Here is a 6,182-nt window from a genome sequence, read left to right as displayed (position 1 = left end):
CTTCCACATGGAAGCAGGCAACCGCTGCTTTGACATGCGCGTGCCCGAGGAGATCAACCGCCGTATCGTCGACCACACTGCCGACATCAACCTGACCTACAGCACCATCGCCCGTGACTACCTGTTGCACGAAGGCCTGCCAGCCGACCGGGTGATCAAGACGGGCAGCCCGATGTTCGAAGTACTCAACCACTACCGCGACGGCATCGAAGCGTCCGATGTGCTTGAGCGGCTTGGCCTTGAAGCCGGCAAGTTCTTTGTGGTGAGCGCCCACCGTGAGGAAAATATCGACTCTGACAAAAACTTCCTTTCGTTGGTTGGCACACTCAATACCATTGCCGAACAATTCGATTTGCCGGTCATTGTGTCGACCCACCCCCGTACGCAGAAGCGTGTCGACGCAATGGGGGTTACATTCCACGCCAATGTCCGTTTGCTCAAGCCCTTGGGCTTCAAGGATTACAACAAGCTGCAGCTCTCCTCCAAGGCGGTGCTGTCCGATAGCGGCACCATCAACGAGGAAGCCTCGATCCTCAACTTCCCGGCCTTGAATATCCGTGAGGCCCACGAGCGCCCTGAAGGCATGGAAGAGGCGGCGGCGATGATGGTCGGGCTGGAGGCCGAGCGCGTGCTGCAGGGGCTGAGCATTCTTGAAAGCCAGTTGCGCGGCGAGCAACGCAACTTGCGCCTGGTTGCCGACTACAGCATGCCCAATGTATCCGACAAGGTGGTGCGTATCGTCCACAGCTACACCGATTACGTGAACCGTACGGTTTGGAAACGGTACTGAGCCTGTGGAAGAAATAGCGGGCAAGAAGCTGAAAGTGTTGGTGGTCAGTCAGTATTTCTGGCCGGAAAACATGCGGATCAACGACATGGTTCGTGACTTCACCGAAAAAGGCCACGAAGTCACGGTGCTCACGGCCTGGCCCAATTATCCCGAAGGCAAGGTCTATAAGCGATTCAAGGATCAGCCCGAGCAGTTTTGCAACTACGAAGGCGCCGAGGTCGTCAGGGTGCCGTTGGTACCTCGCGGCAGGCGCAGTATCCAGTTGGTGCTCAACTACCTTTCTTTCGTGCTGTCGGCGGCTCTTTTGGGGTCGTGGAAGCTCAGAGGCAAGCAGTTTGACGCGATATTTGTTTATGCAGTTTCGCCGATTCTTGCCGCGATACCTGCAGTGGTGCTGCGCCGACTGAAGCGCGCGCCATTGTTTATCTGGGTGCTTGATTTGTGGCCGGAAACACTGCGCGCGGTGAATATCATTCACAACCCTAAGGTCCTGGGGCTGGTGGGTCTCGCAGTGTCGTGGATCTACAACCGTACTGATTACCTTTTGCTGCAGTCCAACGGCTTTTTCGACAACGTGCGCCGTTATTGCACCAAAGCCATCGAGTCGGACCGCCTTGTGTATTTCCCAAGCTGGGCCGAAGATGATTTTTCGGCTCAGACGCTGGAACCGTCAAAGCTGGTTGAGGCCGATGCTGCGACGTTCACCGTGGTGTTTGCCGGTAACCTGGGGGAGGCGCAGGATTTTCCGGCCATTCTTGACGCCGCACAGGCCCTGCGTGGCCAAGTAGCGGTGCGCTGGGTGATCGTCGGTGATGGCCGGATGAGTAGCTGGCTTGAGGAGCAGGTGCGCAGTCGGGGGTTGGACAATGTGCTGCTGCTCGGGCGTCACCCACTGGAAGCAATGCCGCCATTGTTTGCGCAGGCTGATGCCTTGCTGGTGTCGTTGCGCACCAATGACGTGTTCGAGAAGACCATTCCTGGCAAGGTTCAGGCTTACCTGGCATCCGGCCGGCCGGTACTCGGTATGATCAACGGTGAGGCTGCCCGAGTCATTGAAGCGTCCGGGGCTGGTTTTGCCTGCGAATCGGGGAATGGCGCCGAGTTGGCCAACATCACCCGTAAGCTCGCCCAGCTGCCTTGCGCGCAGCGCCAGCAGATGGGGGCAGCGGGGCGACAATACTACGAGCAGGAATTTGCCCGGCCTGCGCTGCTGGCGCGTCTGGAGCGCCTTTTTGGCAACGCCACCTTGAGAAGGTCAGGACGATGAAGCACAAGGTATTTCTTACTGGAGCCAGCGGCTTCGTCGGGAGCGCGATCATGCACAGGCTGGTCGCCGACGGAACTCCCGTGGTTGCTGCTGTGAGGCAGGCGGATGTGGTGCAGTCGCCAATGGTGCGCAGCGTACTGTTCCAGTCGTTCGAGCAGGATAACGACTGGGATGGAGCGCTGGCCGAGTGTGATGTCGTAGTCCATAGCGCGGCGCGTGTTCATGTGATGAACGACACTGAGAGCGACCCGCTGGCCGCCTTTCGACGCGTCAACGTGGATGGAACATTGGCACTGGCCCGCCAGGCCATTGCTGCCGGCGTAAAACGGTTTGTGTTCATCAGTTCGATCAAGGTGAACGGTGAGGGCACTGCGCCGGGCAGGCCTTACGCTGCCAATGACACCCCTCAGCCGCAGGATCCGTACGGGACTTCAAAGCTGGAGGCGGAGACAGCGTTGCAGGCATTGGCCCGGGACACCGGCCTTGAGGTGGTGATCGTGCGCCCGGTACTGGTCTACGGGCCCGGAGTGAAGGCCAACTTTCTCAACATGATGCGCTGGCTCGACCGTGGCATACCGCTGCCGTTTGGCGCCATCGATAATCGAAGAAGCCTGGTCGCCGTGGAGAATCTGGTGGATCTGGTGGTCACGTGCATCGGGCATGAGGCAGCAGCCAACCAGGTGTTTCTGGTCAGTGATGGCGAGGACCTTTCGACCACCGGGCTTCTGCGCCGCATGGGCCAGGCGCTGGGCAGGCCAGCGCGGTTGCTGCCGGTACCGGCGGGCTTGCTGAGTGCCGGCGCCAAGGCGCTGGGTAAAGGTAGTTTGTCTCAGCGCCTGTGTGGCTCGCTGCAGGTGGATATCAGTAAAACCCGTGATTTGCTCGGCTGGCGCCCGCCGATAGACGTGGATACTGCGCTTCGAGCTGCCGCCAGGCACTATCAGGAATTCGACAAGAAATGATGCTTTTGTGGTTGCTTCCGGCCATTTTGATTCTGTCACTCGTGCTGACAGCGGGTCTGCGTCGCTATGCGCTGGCGCGCAGTGTGATAGATGTGCCCAACGCACGTAGCTCGCATACGGTCCCCACCCCCAGGGGCGGCGGAGTGGCGATAGTGCTGACGTTCTTGTTAGGCGTGGTTGGTCTCATGCCATCTGGTGTCGAGCAGATCAGTACGCTGCTGGCGCTGGGAGGTGGCGGGGCATTGATCGCGGTCATTGGCTTCATGGATGACCACGGGCATATTGCTGCTCGCTGGCGACTGCTTGGGCATTTCGTCGCCGCCGCGTGGATGCTGGGCTGGCTAGGCGGGTTGCCGCCGCTGATGATGTTCGGCTGGACGCTGGACATGGGGTGGCTGGGCGGGCTGCTGGCATCTGTCTACCTGGTATGGTTGCTCAACTTGTACAACTTCATGGATGGCATCGACGGCATCGCCAGTGTCGAGGCAATTACCGCGTGCCTGGGTGCAGCCTGGCTGTACTGGCTCTCGGGGCTAGGTGCCACTGCTGTACTGCCTTTGTTATTGGCCGCAGCCGTGGCGGGCTTCCTGTACTGGAACTTTCCTCCCGCAAAAATTTTCATGGGAGATGCAGGCAGTGGATTTATCGGTATCGTGCTGGGTGGGCTGTCTCTACAGGCCGCGTGGGTATCGCCACCGATGTTCTGGTGCTGGCTGATCCTGCTGGGCGTCTTCATTGTCGATGCAACTTATACCTTGGTGCGGCGCCTGTTACGCGGTGACAAGGTTTACGAAGCGCACCGCAGCCACGCGTATCAGTTCGCATCGCGCGCGTATGGCAAGCACCTGCCGGTAACCGTCGCAGTGGCCGCTCTCAATGTTTGCTGGCTGCTGCCCATCGCGTACTGCGTTGCCCGGCTGGGCCTTGATGGCGCGTTGGGCGTGGTGCTGGCGTACATTCCGCTGATTGTGCTGGCGGTGCGGTTTCGTGCGGGCGACCTGGAAAATTGACACTAGAGTAATGGGACAACGGATTGTCGGTTCATACGTGGAAAGCATCTAGAGGGGTTATGGGAAAAGTGCGTACGAAACTGCTTGCTCTGCCTCGCCGGCACAAGCGCATGTTGCAGGTGCTGACCGATATCGTGCTGATATGGGGCGCACTGTGGTTGGCGTTTGTGGTCCGCCTTGGTATCGAAGAGCTGGCAAACCCGATCATCGACCACACGTGGTTGTTCCTGTGCGCGCCGCTTGTGTCCATTCCGCTATTCATCCGTTTTGGCCTGTACCGGGCGGTGATGCGTTATTTCGGCAACGACGCGCTTATCGCTATCATCAAGGCGGTTACGCTTTCCGCGCTTATTCTCGGGTTCATCATTTACTGGGCCGCTAACCACCAGAACGTGGTACCGCGCTCGATCACCTTCAATTACTGGTGGTTGAGCCTGATCATGGTGGGAGGCTTGCGCCTGGCCATGCGCCAGTACTTCCTTGGCGACTGGTTCGCTGCGGCCGCGCAGCATGTGCCGTTTGCCCAGAAAGCTGACGGCATGCCCCGGGTGGCGATTTACGGCGCAGGTGCCGCAGGTAACCAGTTGGTTGCTGCGCTACGCATGGACAGAATGATGCGTCCGGTCGCCTTCATCGACGACGACCCCAGCATCACCGACCGGGTGATCGCCGGCCTGCAGGTCTACCGCCCTGATCATTTGCAAAAGATGATCGATGTAACGGGGGCCGAGGAGATTCTGCTGGCATTGCCTTCCGAAACCCGTACCCGTCGTCGCGAAATTCTCAACTTTCTCGAGGGCTACCCTCTGCACGTGCGGAGTGTGCCCAGCTTTATTGACCTAGCCAGCGGCAAGGTAAAGGTCGATGACATCCAGGAAGTCGATATTGCCGACTTGCTCGGGCGTGATGCTGTGCCGGCCCAGCCCGACCTGCTCGAGCGCTGCATTACCGATCAGACGGTGCTGGTCACCGGGGCCGGTGGCTCCATCGGCTCGGAGCTGTGCCGACAGATACTGGGGCAAGCACCGAAAACGCTGCTGTTGTTCGACCACAGCGAATTCAACCTGTACAGCATCCTCTCCGAGCTGGAGCAACGCATCGCCCGCGAGTCGCTGTCGGTGTGCCTGCTACCGATCCTGGGCTCCGTCCGCAACCAGGCGCAGATGCTCGACATCATGAAAACTTGGCACGTCGACACCGTCTACCACGCCGCTGCCTACAAACACGTGCCGATGGTGGAACACAACATTGCCGAAGGCCTGATGAACAACGTCATCGGCACCCTGCACACCGCCCAGGCGGCCTTGCAGGCCGGGGTTGCCAACTTCGTGCTGATTTCCACCGACAAGGCGGTGCGCCCGACCAATGTGATGGGCAGCACCAAGCGCCTGGCCGAAATGACCCTGCAGGCCCTCAGCCGCGAAGTGGCCCCTGTGCTGTTCGGCGACAGCGGCAACGTATCGCAGGTCAACAAGACCCGCTTCACCATGGTTCGCTTCGGCAATGTGCTGGGTTCTTCGGGCTCGGTCATCCCGCTGTTCCACAAGCAGATCAAGGCCGGTGGCCCGTTGACCGTCACCCACCCTAAGATCACCCGGTACTTCATGACCATTCCCGAGGCCGCGCAGCTGGTGATCCAGGCCGGGTCCATGGGCAAGGGCGGCGATGTGTTCGTGCTGGACATGGGCGAGCCGGTGAAAATTGTCGAGCTGGCCGAGAAGATGATTCACCTGACAGGGTTCAGCGTGCGCTCCGAGCGTAACCCGATGGGCGACATCGCCATCCAGTTCACTGGGCTGCGGCCGGGGGAGAAGCTGTATGAGGAGCTGCTGATTGGCGACAACGTGATCGCCACGCGCCACCCGATGATCATGAGTGCAAACGAAGACTTCCTGGCATGGGACACGCTCAAGGAGTCGCTGCGGCAATTGATGGCGGCGGCAGCGGCGGATGATTTTGTGCGGGTGCGTCAGTTGCTGCGCGAGAGCGTGAGCGGCTACACCCCAGAAGGCGAGATCGTCGACTGGATCTACCAGCAGCGCCGCCTGGAGCCCTGATTACATCTGCAGCCTGACGCTCCCCCGGTGTAGGTGCGGGTTTACTCGCGAACACCGGGAAAGCCGGTGCCCAACCTGCTGGTTTCCAGCCAAGTA

The 6,182-nt window shown here is 59.9% G+C and carries 5 protein-coding genes; all 5 read left to right on the top strand.

Features of this window, described 5'->3' with window-relative positions; genetic code table 11:
- Positions 1–790, top strand: a 790-nt coding sequence (locus HP547_RS07305) for a UDP-N-acetyl glucosamine 2-epimerase (protein WP_172285914.1), incomplete at its 5' end; no start/stop codon positions are given.
- Positions 791–803: 13 nt separating this feature from the next.
- Positions 804–2,057 (top strand): glycosyltransferase family 4 protein, encoded by a 1,254-nt coding sequence (locus HP547_RS07300; protein WP_172227385.1) that lies wholly within the window; start codon positions 804–806, stop codon positions 2,055–2,057.
- Positions 2,054–3,019 carry an SDR family oxidoreductase gene (locus HP547_RS07295; protein ID WP_172285913.1) on the top strand — a complete coding sequence of 322 codons (966 nt, stop codon included), beginning with the start codon at positions 2,054–2,056 and terminating at the stop codon, positions 3,017–3,019. The genes HP547_RS07300 and HP547_RS07295 overlap by 4 nt, the downstream gene beginning before the upstream one ends.
- The gene (locus HP547_RS07290) at positions 3,016–4,029 is read left to right on the top strand and encodes a glycosyltransferase family 4 protein (protein ID WP_172230841.1); all 1,014 of its coding nucleotides are present in this window, start codon (positions 3,016–3,018) and stop codon (positions 4,027–4,029) included. The genes HP547_RS07295 and HP547_RS07290 overlap by 4 nt, the downstream gene beginning before the upstream one ends.
- Positions 4,030–4,088: 59 nt before the next feature.
- Positions 4,089–6,086 (top strand): nucleoside-diphosphate sugar epimerase/dehydratase, encoded by a 1,998-nt coding sequence (locus tag HP547_RS07285; RefSeq protein ID WP_172285912.1) that lies wholly within the window; start codon positions 4,089–4,091, stop codon positions 6,084–6,086.
- Positions 6,087–6,182 lie beyond the last annotated feature (96 nt).

This window comes from Pseudomonas sp. CM27 (genome assembly GCF_013179515.1).
Taxonomy (GTDB): domain Bacteria; phylum Pseudomonadota; class Gammaproteobacteria; order Pseudomonadales; family Pseudomonadaceae; genus Aquipseudomonas.
The sequence above is the reverse complement of the archived record's forward strand: the minus strand, read 5'-3'. Positions and strand labels throughout refer to the sequence as shown.